General features: G+C 67.8%; 12 protein-coding genes. 2 read left to right on the forward strand and 10 right to left on the reverse strand.

What is annotated here, in order from left to right; genetic code table 11:
- Positions 1-227 precede the first annotated feature (227 nt).
- From FZ033_RS21985 to FZ033_RS22000, 4 genes are all read right to left on the reverse strand, one after another.
- A complete protein-coding gene (locus tag FZ033_RS21985) occupies positions 228-1,010 on the reverse strand; it encodes a type 1 glutamine amidotransferase (protein ID WP_188079632.1) in 783 nt (260 codons plus the stop codon).
- 144 nt (positions 1,011-1,154) lie between these two features.
- Positions 1,155-2,075: a DMT family transporter gene (locus FZ033_RS21990; protein ID WP_149578212.1), complete on the reverse strand. Its 921-nt coding sequence runs from the start codon at positions 2,073-2,075 to the stop codon at positions 1,155-1,157.
- 13 nt (positions 2,076-2,088) lie between these two features.
- Positions 2,089-2,841: an SDR family NAD(P)-dependent oxidoreductase gene (locus FZ033_RS21995; RefSeq protein WP_149578213.1), complete on the reverse strand. Its 753-nt coding sequence runs from the start codon at positions 2,839-2,841 to the stop codon at positions 2,089-2,091.
- 439 nt (positions 2,842-3,280) lie between these two features.
- Positions 3,281-3,772 carry a MarR family winged helix-turn-helix transcriptional regulator gene (locus FZ033_RS22000; protein ID WP_149578214.1) on the reverse strand — a complete coding sequence of 164 codons (492 nt, stop codon included), beginning with the start codon at positions 3,770-3,772 and terminating at the stop codon, positions 3,281-3,283.
- Positions 3,773-4,026: 254 nt separating this feature from the next.
- On the opposite strand from FZ033_RS22000, the gene metX reads away from it, so the two are divergent.
- Together metX and metW are read left to right on the forward strand one after the other, a co-directional pair.
- On the forward strand, positions 4,027-5,247 hold the full coding sequence (metX, locus tag FZ033_RS22005) for a homoserine O-acetyltransferase MetX (RefSeq protein ID WP_149578215.1): 1,221 nt from the start codon (positions 4,027-4,029) through the stop codon (positions 5,245-5,247).
- Position 5,248: 1 nt separating this feature from the next.
- On the forward strand, positions 5,249-5,917 hold the full coding sequence (metW, locus tag FZ033_RS22010) for a methionine biosynthesis protein MetW (RefSeq protein ID WP_149578216.1): 669 nt from the start codon (positions 5,249-5,251) through the stop codon (positions 5,915-5,917).
- Positions 5,918-6,153: 236 nt separating this feature from the next.
- On the opposite strand, the gene rpe is transcribed toward metW, so the two are convergent.
- The 6 genes from rpe to cbbX form a co-directional block, all read right to left on the reverse strand.
- On the reverse strand, positions 6,154-6,846 hold the full coding sequence (gene rpe, locus FZ033_RS22015) for a ribulose-phosphate 3-epimerase (RefSeq protein WP_149578217.1): 693 nt from the start codon (positions 6,844-6,846) through the stop codon (positions 6,154-6,156).
- A gap of 227 nt (positions 6,847-7,073) precedes the next feature.
- Positions 7,074-8,138, reverse strand: coding sequence for a class II fructose-bisphosphate aldolase (gene fba / locus FZ033_RS22020; RefSeq protein ID WP_149578218.1), 1,065 nt, complete (start codon positions 8,136-8,138; stop codon positions 7,074-7,076).
- Between the two features lie 71 nt (positions 8,139-8,209).
- Entirely contained in the window at positions 8,210-10,291 is a 2,082-nt protein-coding gene (tkt, locus tag FZ033_RS22025; protein ID WP_210247936.1) for a transketolase, read from the reverse strand.
- Positions 10,292-10,583: 292 nt separating this feature from the next.
- Complete coding sequence (locus FZ033_RS22030; RefSeq protein ID WP_012113937.1) at positions 10,584-11,459, reverse strand: phosphoribulokinase; 876 nt, start codon at positions 11,457-11,459, stop codon at positions 10,584-10,586.
- Positions 11,460-11,495: 36 nt separating this feature from the next.
- Entirely contained in the window at positions 11,496-12,560 is a 1,065-nt protein-coding gene (locus tag FZ033_RS22035; protein WP_149578219.1) for a class 1 fructose-bisphosphatase, read from the reverse strand.
- A 194-nt stretch (positions 12,561-12,754) separates the two neighbouring features.
- Positions 12,755-13,708, reverse strand: a complete 954-nt coding sequence (gene cbbX / locus FZ033_RS22040; protein WP_149578220.1) for a CbbX protein — start codon at positions 13,706-13,708, stop codon at positions 12,755-12,757.
- Positions 13,709-13,765 lie beyond the last annotated feature (57 nt).

Raw genomic sequence — 13,765 nt, forward strand, 5'->3', positions numbered from 1 at the left:
TCTCAAGACGCGGGAGAGTAGGTCGCTGCCAGGCCTGCAAAGCACATATCGCGCAATGCCCATATCCACATCCAACAAAACCCCCGTCGCTTCCATGCGACGGGGGTTTTGTGCGTCCAAAGCCCGAAAATCCGAAAACCCGAACGCCCGAAGACGCCGCGCCCGGCCAGGCGCCACCTCGCCAACGAGCCAGTTGGCAATCTCCAGCGTCCGAAACTCCCGCGCGATCACCGCGCCGTCGATCCCATGCCGCCACGCAAAAGAAGCGTTGCCGGGTTCGCGCTCGAAATGCTCGAGGTCGGCGATGAAGGCTTCTTCCTCGTCCTCGTCCGTGAAGAAGCCTCCGCCACCAGCGACGGGCGCAGGCGCCTGAAGATCGCTGCCATCTCCCGGAACGGATATTCGGGGTGATATTGCACTCCCCGCCAGGACGCGCGACCGGCCTGGAGCGCCACTGCCTGCACGTTTGAATGGTCATTGGTGGCAAGGAGTTGCGCACCTTCCGGCAGGGTTTCCGCCTCGTCGAGGTGCACCGTCATGGCCTCGAATACGGCGGGTTTGCCGGCGTACATGGGATGCCGTGCGCCCTCCGGTGTGGCGCGGATGCGCCGGCCGAAGCCCACCTCGCGGCGCCTGGGATTGCGCCGTACCACGCCGCCCGCCGCCACCGTAAGCAGTTGCAGCCCCCAGCAGCTGCCGAAGATCGGGACATCCGTGGTGAAGGCCGTGCGCAGAAGCCCGATCTGCTGCGCGATCTCGATGCCGCCGTGATAAATGATCAGCGATGAGCCTGTGATGGCGATGCCGTCATAGCCGTCGATGCCGCCGGCGTCGGGCTGGTTGGCGCCGGGATCGGCCGGATAGCAGATGTCCACGGTCACTTGGTGGGGAAAAAGCTCCCGCAGCACCTGCGCATAGCCCTCGCTCGCGGCCTGTCCGCCGAATGCAATCTGACGGGCGCGAGCTTTGGCGGTGTTTCCTTCGACGACGAGAAGGCGGGCGACAGGCATGGGCATCCCTGGGGCATCGGGGCGGGAGCACCCAAGGATAAGCGGCATTTTTACCAAGCCGAGAAACACCGCCCGTTTCCGCGGACCTTGGCCAAGCCTCCACGGACCTGGACGGCGCTTGCTCGAAGGTCTCGGTCGCGCCACTCAGACGCGGCGGCTGCGGGATTCCATCACCAGAAGATAGGCGCCCGAGGCGATGACGACGCCGGCGCCGGCCAAGGTCCAGGCGCTCGGCACCTGGCCGAACACCAGCCAGCCGAGCGCGATCATGGCGATGATCTGCGTGTAGATATATGGCGCAAGCGTTGCCGCGGGCGCCCGGGCGTGGGCGAGAATCAGCAGGAAATGGCCGACGCCGGCGACCATGCCCAGCTCCAGCATGGCGCCGATGACCAGGGGATCGCGCGGCGTCTCCCATACGAACGGCAACGGCAGGCTCGCCGCCACCGAGCCGACGAGGGAGGAATAGAACAGCGTCGTGGCGCTTGAATCGCTCTTGGCCAGCATGCGGGTGGTGATGGCGTAGAGCGCATAGGTGGCCGCCGCGCCCAGGGACAGGATGGCGGCCGGATGGATGCCGCCGGCCCCCGGCCGCACCACCAGCAGGATGCCGGCGAAGCCCACCAGGATGGCGCACCAGCGCCGCACGTCCACCCGCTCGCCCAGCATGGGTCCGGCGAACAGGGCGACGAAGAACGGCACCGAGAACATGATGGACACGGTCTGGTCCAGCTGCAGCACCTGCAGCGCCGTGAAGTTGAGCGCCGTGGTCAGGAACAGCATGGCCGAGCGGCCGATCTGCAGCAGCGGCCGGCGCGTCTTCAGAAGGCCCGGCACGGTCCAGGGATTGAACACCACCAGCGAGCAGGCGAAGTGGATGACGTAGCGGGCCCACACCACGACGAACACATTGATGTGTCCGCTCAGCCACTTGGCCGTGGTGTCGGTGACCGCGAAGCTCGCCACCGCGACGCACATGAGCGCGATGCCGGCATAAGGGGCCGGAGTCGCGGCGGGGGAGGGGGCGTGCGCCGGAGCGGCTGGGTGGTCTTCCGGCGCACGCATGGCAAATTCGGTCTCAATACGTGGCGCGGCCGCCCGACAGGTCGAACACGGCGCCGGTGGTGAAGGAGCAATCGGCCGAGGCGGCAAAGGCGATGGTGGCCGCCGCCTCCTCCACGGCCAGGAATCGCCCGCGCGGAATCTTCGACAGCATATAGTCGATGTGCTGCTGGCTGAGCTGGTCGAAAATGGCGGTCTTTGCCGCAGCCGGCGTCACGCAGTTCACCGCGATGTCGTATTCCGCCAGTTCCTTGCCCAGCGACTTGGTGAGGGCGATGACGGCGGCCTTGGAGGCCGAATAGGCGGAGGCGTTGGGATTGCCTTCCTTGCCGGCGATGGAGGCCACGTTGACGATGCGGCCGTAGCCCTTCGCGATCATGTGCGGCGCCACGGCGCGGCAGCAGAAGAAGGGGCCGTCCACATTGATGGCCATCACCTGGTGCCAGGCGTCCTCGGGGTAGTCCCACAGCTTCAGGTTGGGTCCGGCGATGCCGGCGTTGTTGACGAGGATGTCGATCTTGCCGAACGCGGCGATCACCTCGGCGACGCCCTGCTCCACGTTTTCGCGGCTGGTCACGTCGACGGTCACGGGCATGACGCGGGCGCGGCCGAGTTCGTCGGCGGTCTTCACGGCAAGCTCCGTGTCGCGGTCGAAGATGGCAACGCGGGCGCCGGAGGCGATGAAGCGCTCCACCACGGCGCGGCCGATGCCCTGCGCGCCGCCGGTGACGATGGCGATGCGGTCCTTGAGGTCGATGGCGTTGGGCATGTTTCCCCCGTCTTGAGCGGCCGTGCCGGCCGTTGTTGGTGATGGAAGGCGGGATCCGCCGGGATTTCACCCCCGCGAAGATCAGCCTCCCAACTCGAACACGACGCAGCCGGTCGCCTGTCCTGTTGCGGAAAGGGCGAAGGTCAGGTGCGTCGCAGTCCATCCTGAACGCCCCTGCGAGCGTTGGATGCCTCGGCGCGCAGTTTGTCTCTAATCGATTGAAATAGCCAGACCGTCTGTGCCGGTTTCAGGAAAGACCCCATCCGATGTCCGGAGCGGAACCGCCTGACAGCGATGGCGGAACGCCGCAAAGCAACACCGGCGAAACACCGGGGCTGTCAGCCTTCAAAGGGCCGGGGGCGGACGCTTCCGGGTGGAAAACCCACGGCATCCCTCCCGGTCCGCCAGTTCCCCTGAAAATGCCTGCGGGGCCGGGCCCTCAATTGTCGTCGTCGTCCTCGCCGAGGTCGGGCTCGTCGTCGATGCCGCCGTCGGCGCCGAGGCGGTGGGCGAGGTTCTTCTCCACCTTGCGCAGCAGCTTGCGCAGGCGCTTCTTTTCCTTGTTGTCGAGCCCAGCCACCATCTCGCCCTCGAGCTGCTCCCACACGCTGTCGATGGAGGCGCCGCGCTCGCGGCCGGCTTCGCTGAGGAACACCCGCACCAGCCGGCCGTCGCCGTCGGTGGTGCGGCGTTCCACCAGGCCCTGGGTGGTGAGGCGGGCGATGGTCTTCGACGCCGTGGGCGGACGCACGCGCAGGGCTCCGGCGAGGTCACCCATGGTGCGGCCGTCCTGTTCGCACAAAAGCTTGAGTACCGCTTCCTGGCCCGGAAACAGGCCCAGCGTCGCCAGCAGCCGCGCGGACAGCGCCTTCTGCAACCGCGCGGTATGGGTCAGCCGGTAGCCGATGGTCTTCTGAACCGGATCCTTCATATCGTCCCCCACCCGCCGACCCCGAACTCCAGCCAGGAGCGCGTCCGCCACCGCCCTTGGCTTGAGGCGACAGGATGCTCCAGCCGTCTCTGCGGCGGACTACTTATCCACACGCCGGCTTACAATTTTGCGAAGGTTGCCCATCTATCTGGAGCGCTGCACGGCTTTCTGCCGCGCGCGGCCTGTTCCGCTCCGCTCCCGCGGCGTGCGTGCCTGCGCTTGACAGGTGCGCGCCCGCGTCGCTTGGTTCGCCCATGACTTCTTTCGTCCAACAGGACGCCACCCTCCAAGATGCCACCGGAGCATCCGCCCTCCAGGCCCGGCGCGAGGCGGACGATCCTCGCTCCCCGGTGGCGCGCTTCGGCGCCCGCAACCCGCTGAAGCTCGACGCGGGGGTGGAGCTGTCGCACCTGCAGATCGCCTACCAGACCTATGGCGAGCCCAACGCGGCGCGCTCCAACGCCATCCTGGTGTGCCATGCGCTGACCGGCGACCAGCACGCGGCAAGCCTCAATCCCGTCACCGGCAAGCCGGGTTGGTGGGAAACGCTGGTGGGTCCCGGCAAGCCCATCGATACGGAGCGCTTCTACGTCATCTGCGCCAACGTGCTCGGCGGCTGCATGGGCTCGACCGGGCCGGCCTCCACCAATCCCCTGACCGGCCAGCCCTATGGGCTCGACATGCCGGTGGTGACCATCCGCGATATGGTCAACGCCCAGGCCATGCTGCTCGACCATCTGGGCATCGACAAGCTGCTGTGCGTGGCCGGCGGCTCCATGGGCGGCATGCAGGTGCTGCAATGGGCGGCGAGCTATCCCGAGCGGGTGTTCTCGGCCCTGCCCATCGCCACCGGCGCGCGTCATTCGGCGCAGAACATCGCCTTCCACGAGGTCGGCCGGCAGGCGGTGATGGCCGATCCCGACTGGCGCGGCGGGCACTATCTCGCGGATGGGGTGACGCCCCATCGCGGGCTCGCCGTGGCGCGCATGGCGGCCCACATCACCTACATGTCGGACCAGTCCCTGCACAACAAGTTCGGCCGGCGCCTGCAGAACCGCGAGATGCCCACCTTCGGCTTCGACGCCGACTTCCAGGTGGAAAGCTATCTGCGGCACCAGGGCGAAAGCTTCGTGCAGCGCTTCGATCCCAATTCCTATCTCTACGTGACCCGCGCCATGGATTATTTCGACCTCGCCGCCGACCATGGCGGCGTGCTGGCCAACGCCTTCCGGGGCTCGAAGACGCGCTTCTGCGTGGTCTCCTTCACCTCGGACTGGCTGTTTCCCACGGAGGATTCGCGCGCCATCGTCCATGCGCTCAACGCCTCGGGGGCGAACGTGTCCTTCACCGAGATCGACAGCGACAAGGGCCACGACGCCTTCCTGCTGCACGAGCCGGAGCTGACCGCCATCACCCGCGGCTTCCTCGACAGCGCGGCGCGGGCCTTCGGCCTGCCGGCCACACGGCAGGCCTGAGATGGCGCCAAGGGAAGCAGTCTTCGGCGAACCGGTGCTGGACGAGGGCGTGGTGCGCCTGCAGGGTGGGCGCGTCGATCTCGTGGTCGTGGCGGAGATGGTGGCGCCGGGCTCGCGCGTGCTCGACGTGGGCGCGGGCGACGGCGAGCTGCTGGAGCTGCTCGCCACCACGCGGGGCTGCGATGCGCGCGGCATCGAATTGTCTCGCGAGGGGGTGAATGCGGGGGTGGCGCGTGGCCTTGCCGTGGTGCAGGGCGACGCGGATGTCGACCTTGCCCATTATCCCGACGACGCCTTCGATTATGTGATTCTCAGCCAGACCCTGCAGGCCACCCGCCGCCCGCGCTGGGTGCTGGAGCAGATGCTGCGCATCGGCCGCCGCGCCGTGGTGTCCTTCCCCAATTTCGGCCACTGGCGCTCGCGGCTCGACCTCATGGTCAATGGCCGCATGCCGGTGACCGACAACATGCCCATGTCCTGGTACGAGACCCCCAACATCCACTTCTGCACCATCCGCGATTTCGTGGCGCTGGCGGAGCTGCTGGACGCGCGCATCGAGCGGGCGGTGGCGCTGGATTCTTCCGGCCACCGGGTGCGGGTAAACATGCCGTGGTGGGTGTGGAACCTGCTCGGCGAGCAGGCGGTGTTCCTGCTGACGCGGAAGGGCTGAGGGGGGGGGCTGCTATTTCGCGCGGAGGCGAGGGCATAAGCGTGCCATACCTGCGCCGATTCTTCGTCGTTTTCTCACTGCGTCATGCCCGGGCTCGTCCCGGGCATCCACGCCTTACCGCTTACCGCAACATCTGAAGTTTGTTCCGGCCCCTCGGCGTGGATGGCCGGGACGAGCCCGGCCATGACGGTGCGTTTTCAATCAGAACAGGCGAGGGCCTGCGCTGCCGGCAATCCTCACGCCGCGGCGGCGGTTCCCGTCGCGCTGGCGATCTCGCGCTTCATGGCGGCGATGGTGGCGCCATAATCCTTGGCGCCGTAGATGGCGCTGCCGGCCACGAAGGTGTCGGCCCCGGCCGCCGCGATGGCGCCGATATTGTCCACCTTCACGCCGCCATCTACTTCCAGGCGAATGTCGCGGCCGGAGGCATCGATGCGTTCGCGGATGGCCTTCAGCTTGTCCAGCGCGCCGGGAATGAAGGCCTGCCCGCCGAAGCCGGGGTTCACCGACATCACCAGCACCAGGTCGAGATGCTCCAGCGTGTAGTCGAGCACGCTGAGCGGCGTCGCCGGATTGAGCACCAGCCCGGACTTTACCCCCTTGGAGCGGATGAGCTGGAGCGAGCGGTCCACATGCTCGCTCGCCTCCGGATGGAAGGAGATGAGGTCGGCGCCGGCGGCCGCGAACGCCTCGATCATGCCGTCCACCGGCTTCACCATCAGGTGCACGTCCACGAAGGCCTTCGTGACCTTGCGCAGGGATTGCAGCACCAGCGGGCCGATGGTGAGGTTGGGGACGTAATGATTGTCCATCACGTCGAAGTGAATCCATTCCGCGCCGCCCTCAAGCACCGCGTCCACCTCGGCACCGAGGCGGGTGAAATCGGCCGAGAGGATGGACGGGGCGATGATGGGATAAGCGCGGGCCATGGGGGTCTCCTGCAATATCTTGGTGGACGGGTCGCAGCGAGCCGCGCGCGTCTTCGCACAGGGCTGTCATGGCCGGGCTTGTCCCGGTCATCCACGCCCCGCAGCCTCGCGCACATTCCGGAACGGCGCGCGGGCGGCTCGGCGTGGATGCCCGGCACGAGGCCGGGCATGACGGCTTTCTCTTCGAACTCCTATACGTCACGGCGCCGCGTTGGCGCCAGCGGCACTCAGTGCACCACCTGCTTGAGCTCGCCGGAGGCGTAGCGCTTGGCCATGTCGTCCAGCTCGATGGGGCGGATCTTGTCCGCCTTGCCGGCGGCCCCGAACGCCTCGAAGCGATTGATGCACACCTTCCTGGCCTCTTCCATGGCGGCGGCGAGGAACTTGCGCGGGTCGAACTCCGACTTGTTCTTCGCGCCCACGCGGCGCATGCCGGCGGTCATGGCGAGGCGGATGTCGGTGTCGATGTTCACCTTGCGCACGCCGTAGCGGATGCCCTCCTGGATCTCCTCCACCGGCACGCCATAGGTCTCCGGGATGTCGCCGCCATAGGTGCGGATCTCCTCCAGCAGCTCCTGCGGCACCGAGGACGAGCCGTGCATCACCAGATGGGTGGTGGGAATGCGCTGGTGGATGGCCTTGACGCGGTCGATGGCAAGGATGTCGCCGGTAGGCTTGCGGGTGAACTTGTAGGCGCCGTGGGAGGTGCCGATGGCGATGGCCAGTGCGTCGCACTGGGTCGCCTTCACGAACTGGGCCGCCTCTTCCGGATCGGTCAGCAGCTTGTCGTGGTCGAGGGCCCCTTCGGCGCCGTGGCCGTCCTCGGCCTCGCCCTTGCCGGTCTCCAGCGAGCCGAGACAGCCCAGCTCCCCTTCCACCGAGACGCCCACCGCATGGGCCAGCTCCACCACCTTGGCGGTGACGGCGGCGTTGTAGTCATAGTCGGCGGGGGTCTTGCCGTCCTCCTTCAGGGAGCCGTCCATCATCACCGAGGAGAAGCCGGATTTGATGGCGCCCATGCACACGGCGGGGGAGGCGCCGTGGTCCTGGTGCATCACCACCGGGATCTCGGGATAGGCCTCCACGGCGGCGGCGATGAGGTGGCGCAGGAAGGCCTCGCCGGCATATTTGCGGGCGCCGGCCGAGCCCTGGAGGATGACGGGGGAGGACGTGGCGCGGGCCGCGTCCATGATCGCCTTCACCTGCTCCATGTTGTTCACGTTGAAGGCCGGCAGGCCGTAGGAAAGCTCCGCCGCATGGTCGAGCAGCTGGCGCATGGAAACGAGGGCCATTGTCCTCTCCTCTCGGGTTCGCAAAATCGTTCGTTCATGGGCCGCCCCTCTCTCGGGAGGGGGGCTGACCTTCACCCCACCGCGCGGCGCACCGCCTCGGCCACCTTCTCGACGGTGAAGCCGAACAGGGGCCACAGATCCTTCTCCGGGGCGGATTCGCCGAAGCGGTCGATGCCGATGACGGTCACGCCCTCCTCTCGGGTGCCGGTCAGGCCGCGCCAGCCGCGGGTGACGCCCGCTTCCACCGCCACCACCGGCACACCCTTCGGGAACAGCGCCGCGCGCTCGGTCTCGGTCAGCGCCTCGAAGCGCTCACGGCAGGGCATGGAGACGATGCGGGTCGCAATGCCCGCCGTGTCCAGCGCCTCGGCTGCCGCCACCGCCAGCTTCACCTCGGAGCCGGTGGCCACCAGGATGGCGCGGGGCACCCCCTCGCTCTCGCGCAGCACATAGCCGCCGCCGGCAATGGCCTCCACCTGCGCGTCCGAGCGCGGCCACACCGGCAGGTTCTGGCGCGACAGGATGAGGGCGGAAGGGCCGTCGGTGCGGGTCAGCGCCGCATGCCAGGCGGCGAGCGTTTCCACCGTGTCGCAGGGGCGCCACACGTCGAGGTTGGGGATGAGGCGCAGACTCTCCACGTGCTCCACCGGCTGGTGGGTCGGGCCATCCTCGCCGAGGCCGATGGAATCGTGGGTGAGGATGTAGATCACTCTTTGGCCCATGAGCGCGCTCATGCGCATGGCGTTGCGGGCATAGTCCGAGAACACCAGGAAGGTGGCCACGAACGGGATGAAGCCGCCGTGCAGAGCGATGCCGTTGGCCATGGCCGACATGCCGAACTCGCGCACGCCGTAATAGATCTGGTTGCCGGCCGGATCGCGCGTCACCGGCACCGCGCCGGGAAAGGTGGTGAGGTTGGAATGGGCAAGGTCCGCCGAGCCGCCGAGAAATTCCGGCACCGCCGGGGCGAGCGCGGCCAGGGCCTGCTGGCTCGCCTTGCGGGTCGCCACCGTCTCGGCCTTCTCAAGGGTGGTCTTCAGCACCGTCGCATAGGTGTCGGCGAACACGGGGGAGAGGTCACCCTTGAGGCGGCGGCGGAACTCGGCCGCCTCCTTGGGATAGGCGCGCTCGTAGGCCACCATGCGGGCCTCCCACGCCTGCTGGCGCGCGGCACCCACCTTGCGGGCGTCCCACTGGGCATAGATGTCTTCCGGGATCTCGAAGGGGGCATGATCCCAGCCCATGGCGGTGCGGGTGCGGGCGATCTCGTCCGGTCCGAGCGGGGCGCCGTGGGTGTCCTGGTGGCCCTGCTTCGTGGGCGCGCCGCGGCCGATGACGGTCTTGCAGCAGATGAGGGAAGGCTTGCCCTGCGCCAGCGCCGCCTCGGTGGCGGCGCGCACGGCGGCGGGATCGTGGCCGTCCACGTTGCGCACCACATGCCAGCCATAGGCCTCGAAGCGGGCAGGGGTGTCGTCCGCGAACCACTCCTCCACCTTGCCGTCGATGGAGATGCCGTTGTCGTCATAATAGGCGACGAGCTTGCCGAGGCCGAGCCGGCCGGCGAGCGAACAGGCCTCGTGGCTCACGCCCTCCATCAGGCAGCCGTCGCCGAGGAAGACGAAGGTGCGGTGATCGACGATCGCAAGGCCCGGCCGGTTGAACTGGGCGGCCAGCGTCTTCTCGGCGAGCGCCATGCCCACCGCATTGGCGAGGCCCTGGCCCAGGGGGCCGGTGGTGGTCTCCACGCCGGGGGTCATGCCGTATTCGGGATGGCCGGGGGTGCGCGAATGGACCTGCCGAAAGCGCTTCAGCTCCGCCACCGGCAGGTCGTAGCCGGTGAGATGGAGCAGCGCGTAGATCAGCATGGAGCCGTGCCCGTTGGACAGCACGAAGCGGTCGCGGTCGGGCCACGCGGGGTCGGCGGGATTGTGGCGCAGGTGCTCGCGCCACAGCACGGCGGAGATGTCCGCCATGCCCAGCGGCGCGCCGGGATGGCCGGATTTCGCCTGCTCCACGCCATCCATGGCGAGCGCGCGCAGGGCCGCCGTCACCGGCCAGGCGAGGGAGCCGGGGCTGCGGTCCAGCGTCGGGACGGCGTCTGCCGTGGTGGCCTGTGTGGCGGTGGCCTGCGTGGTCCTGGCGTGAGCAGTCATGGCTCGTCTCCCTTCAACCTTCATTGCCCCTTCGCGGTCGTCCCGCCTTCCCCGGCGCGGGGGAGGGGTGGGAAAGGGGGGTGCCATGGCCATAGGTCCGGGATCGCGAAGGTGGCGGCACCAGACCCCCTCGCGTGTCTCCCCTGCGCGGGGAGGAAAATCATGTCGCCGCAAAAGGGAGGCGGGGAGGGCGGCAGCCACGCGTCCGAAACACCCCTAAGGCTGGGCTCCCGGACGTGCCGCCCTCCCCCTCACCCTTCCCCCGGCGCGGGGAAGGGGAAGCGTGCGCGCCTCAGCCGGCGCGGCGTTTCCTGTCGATCAGCTTCATGATCAGCGGCGTCAGCAGCAGCTGCATGGCGAGATCCTGCTTGTTGCCGGGGATGACGATGGAGTTCGCCCGCGACATGAAGCTGTCGTGGATCATCGACAGCAGGTACGGAAAATCGATGCCGTGGGGGTCGCGGAAGCGGATGACGACCATCGATTCGTCCGGCGTCGGGATCCAGCGCGCGGCGAACGGGTTGGAGGTGTCCACCGTCGGCACGCGCTGGAAGTTGATGTCGGTCTCGGTGAATTGCGGGCAGATGTAGCGCACGTAATCGGGCATGCGCCGCAGGATGGTGTCGGTGACATCTTCCGTGGAATAGCCGCGGGTGGACTTGTCGCGATGGATCTTCTGGATCCACTCGAGATTGATCACCGGCACCACGCCGATCTTCAGGTCGGCATGCTGGGCAAGGTTGATGTCGTCGGTCACCACCGCGCCGTGCAGGCCTTCGTAGAACAACAGGTCGGTACCGGCGCCCACGTCCTCCCAGTCGGTGAAGTTGCCGGGCTCGGCGCCGTAGAGCTTGGCCTCCTGGGCGTCGTGGACATAGTGGCGGGTGCGGCCGGCGCCGGTGGCGCCATAGTCCTTGAACAGGGTGCCCAGCTCGTCGAGCAGGTTGGTGTCGGGCGAGAAATGGCTGAAGTGGCGGTTGCCCTTGGTCGCCTCGGCGGCCATCAGCTCACGCATTTCCAGGCGGTTGTAGCGGTGGAAGGCGTCGCCCTCCACGAAGGCGGCCTTGACCTTCTCACGGTAGAAGATCTGCTCGAAGGTGCGCTTCACGGAAGTCGTCCCGGCGCCCGACGAACCGGTGACGACGATGATGGGATGCTTGATGGACATGGAGTGCTCGGCTCTTCTGTGTCTTGGCTGCCGGGATCAGATGAACAGGCCGCGCCGCGCGAACAGCGGCGAGCGCTCGCCGTGGCCCGAGGGCTCCAGGTGATAGCGGGCGGCGCGGGCCACCTCGTCGCGCGAGCCGAAGATGAAGGGCACGCGCTGGTGCACGCCGGTGGCCGACAGGTCGAGGATCGAGCCGCGCCCGTCGATGGCCGAGCCCTGGGCCTGTTCCATCAGGAAGGCCACCGGGAAGGCTTCGTAGAGCAGGCGCAGGCGGCCGTGGGTGTAGCCCTTGCGGCCGTCGCCGGGATACAGATAGATGCCGCCGCGCTGGAAGATGCGGTGCGCATCCGCCACCATGGACGCCACCCACCGCATGTTGAACTCGCGCTCGCGCGGGCCCTTCTTGCCGGCCAGGCAATCGTCCACATAGGCGCGGATCGGATCGTCCCAGTGGTGGTAGTTCGACATGTTGATGGCGAACTCGGCCGCGCCTTCCTTCACCCGCACCGCCGCGTTCACGAGACGGAAGGTGCCTTCCTGATCAAGGGCGAAGTGCCAGGTGCCGGCGCCCACCGTGAGCATCAGCGCGGTGTGCGGCCCGTAGATCACATAGCCGCCGGCGAGCATGGCGCGCCCGTTCTGCAGGAAGGCGGCGACGCTGGCGGCGTCGGTGCCGTCCTGGTGCGGGAACACGGCGAAGATGGTGCCCACCGAGATGCAAGTGTCGATGTTGGACGAGCCGTCCAGCGGGTCGATGGCCACCAGCAGCGGGGCTGCGGGATCGAGCAGCACCGGCGCGTCGTTCTCCTCGGAGGCGACGGCGGCGACGGGCGCCTTGCGCAGGGCGTTGATGACCATGTCGTTGGAGATGATGTCGAGCGCCTTCTGGCCCTCGCCGGCTTCGCCGGACGAGAGGGTGCGCGCGAGGTCGCCGGCGAGCGGCCCCTCGGCGATGGCGCGGGCGAGCTGGATGGTGCCTGCGGCGAGCGCGTCGAGGGTCGCGGCGACATCGCGGCGGCGGGCGTCCTCGCCCGCCCATTCCTCGAGGGCGCAGGCAAGCGTGATTCCGGGTGCGGCGGCGCGATGATCGGCGGTTGGCATGGCGGTCGTCTCCCTCGAGCCCGCTTTGGAACGCGATTGCTGCGCAACCGGGTCGCCAGGCGGTCTCTGTCCTTGGTTCTGGAGGGGATTCACCGATCAGGCCGTGACAGCATGACCGGATCCGGCTCCAAGGGTCCTCTCCGCGCGGCCCGTTCGGCGGGCCGTCATCGGTGTTTTTGGTCCCGCAGCCTGTTTCAGGCGTTGCGGGGCTTGTAGTCGGGGGCATCGATGCCCCCCGAGAACACACGGCTGGCGCGCACGTCGCCTTCGGTGATGGTCGAGAGCGCGGCGCGGTCGGCGAGGCCCCCGTCCTCGAACAGGCGCAGCGACAGGCGCAGGCGCATGCGGTCGAGGGCGTTGCGGATGGACCGCGCATTGGCGAAATTGGGCTGTGCCCGGCGCTTGGTGACATACTCCTCCAGCGCCACCTCGGCCTCGGGGCTGAAGGTGTAGTCGGCCGCCTCCGCCATGGTCCTGGCGATGGAGACCAGCTCGGCGTCCTCGTAGTCGGGGAAGTCGATGTGGTGGGCGATGCGCGAGCGAAAGCCGGGATTGCTCTCGAAGAAGCGATCCATGCGGTCCTTGTAGCCGGCGAGGATCACGACCAGATCGTCCCGCTGGTTTTCCATGACCTGGAGCAGGATCTCGATGGCTTCCTGCCCGTAATCCCGCTCGTTTTCGGGCCGGTACAGATAATAAGCCTCGTCTATGAAGAGGACCCCGCCCATGGCTTTCTTAAGAATCTCTTTTGTTTTCGGTGCCGTGTGGCCGATATATTGACCCACGAGATCGTCCCGCGTCACCGAGACAAGATGACCACGTCGCACATATCCCAGGCGATGGAGGATCTGCGCCATCTTGAGGGCGACGGTGGTCTTGCCGGTGCCGGGGTTGCCGGTGAAGGCCATGTGCAGGGTCGGCGCGCCGGAGGTCAGGCCCAGCGTTTCCCGGGCGCGGCCGATGACGAGGTGGGCCGCGATCTCGCGGATGCGACGCTTGACCGGCTTGAGACCGATGAGATCGGCCTCCAGTTCGGCCAGGAATTCAGGCACTTCGCTCTCGGTAAAGAGAGCGCCGAGGTCGAGCCTGCCCTCGGCGGCCTCGGCCGGCAACGCGGCGGTCGGTGCGGAAAAGGCTGTGTTGAGCATCGCTCGAACCTCGGCTTAAGTTGCGCGGTGGGAACGGCCGCGCTGGTGAAGTGGCAA

It is taken from the genome of Xanthobacter oligotrophicus (assembly GCF_008364685.1).
GTDB lineage: Bacteria > Pseudomonadota > Alphaproteobacteria > Rhizobiales > Xanthobacteraceae > Xanthobacter > Xanthobacter oligotrophicus.

Coding starts and splice junctions, on each gene's coding strand:
- FZ033_RS21985 (WP_188079632.1), bottom strand. CDS start 1,010: ATGCCTGTCGCCCGCCTTCTCGTCGTCGAAGGAAACACCGCCAAAGCT.
- FZ033_RS21990 (WP_149578212.1), bottom strand. CDS start 2,075: ATGCGTGCGCCGGAAGACCACCCAGCCGCTCCGGCGCACGCCCCCTCC.
- FZ033_RS21995 (WP_149578213.1), bottom strand. CDS start 2,841: ATGCCCAACGCCATCGACCTCAAGGACCGCATCGCCATCGTCACCGGC.
- FZ033_RS22000 (WP_149578214.1), bottom strand. CDS start 3,772: ATGAAGGATCCGGTTCAGAAGACCATCGGCTACCGGCTGACCCATACC.
- metX (WP_149578215.1), top strand. CDS start 4,027: ATGACTTCTTTCGTCCAACAGGACGCCACCCTCCAAGATGCCACCGGA.
- metW (WP_149578216.1), top strand. CDS start 5,249: ATGGCGCCAAGGGAAGCAGTCTTCGGCGAACCGGTGCTGGACGAGGGC.
- rpe (WP_149578217.1), bottom strand. CDS start 6,846: ATGGCCCGCGCTTATCCCATCATCGCCCCGTCCATCCTCTCGGCCGAT.
- fba (WP_149578218.1), bottom strand. CDS start 8,138: ATGGCCCTCGTTTCCATGCGCCAGCTGCTCGACCATGCGGCGGAGCTT.
- tkt (WP_210247936.1), bottom strand. CDS start 10,291: ATGACTGCTCACGCCAGGACCACGCAGGCCACCGCCACACAGGCCACC.
- FZ033_RS22030 (WP_012113937.1), bottom strand. CDS start 11,459: ATGTCCATCAAGCATCCCATCATCGTCGTCACCGGTTCGTCGGGCGCC.
- FZ033_RS22035 (WP_149578219.1), bottom strand. CDS start 12,560: ATGCCAACCGCCGATCATCGCGCCGCCGCACCCGGAATCACGCTTGCC.
- cbbX (WP_149578220.1), bottom strand. CDS start 13,708: ATGCTCAACACAGCCTTTTCCGCACCGACCGCCGCGTTGCCGGCCGAG.